The 610-nt window shown below is 28.7% G+C and carries 1 protein-coding gene; it reads right to left on the bottom strand.

The window, feature by feature from the left end; all coding sequences use genetic code 11:
- The coding region (locus tag ES676_RS14870; RefSeq protein ID WP_170234478.1) for a hypothetical protein at positions 1-610 on the bottom strand (610 nt) is incomplete at both ends.

The raw sequence follows: 610 nt of genomic DNA, 5'->3' as shown, positions 1-610 counted from the left end.
TAAAAATCAATACCACAATCACCATAACCTATAGAATCATTATGATCACCAGAACTACAATATTCTTCAATTGTATAAGTACAGCCTTCTTTACTCAAAAATCCAGTTACAAAACTGTCGTTATCGATTTTGTTAAAAGTTATTTTGTTATTTAAATTAACAATGTTACCTTTTTCAATACTCTCTTTTTCTTGAGCCGTTAACGCATATGTAACTAATAGCGTCTCATAGCTGTTATCTGGTTGTAGCGTTAATACTAAATTTTGTAAAGTATCACTTTCTATTAAAGGAATTATTGGAAAGGTATAAGAATGATAATTTCCGTCCAGACTCTCCGTATAAGTTGCATAATTTGTATCTACATAAAAATCAAATTCGTCTGAATATATTGTTCGATTTCTCGAAATTATTTTTCCTTTATTAATACTTTCATTAAGTCTATTAAGTTTTTTTATTATTAGTTCGTTGTCCTCAATTCTTTCTTTATTAATCTTAGATATTTTAAACTTTGGGCTTAGACTATTTTCTGCTTGTGAACTCCGTGTAAAATCATCCTCTTTTTGGCAACTAGATAACACAAATGTAACCCCGAAGAACAACATTACTAGTT

The sequence above is a fragment of the Bizionia saleffrena genome, assembly GCF_008086175.1.
Lineage (GTDB): Bacteria > Bacteroidota > Bacteroidia > Flavobacteriales > Flavobacteriaceae > Bizionia > Bizionia saleffrena.
The sequence above is the reverse complement of the archived record's forward strand: the minus strand, read 5'-3'. Positions and strand labels throughout refer to the sequence as shown.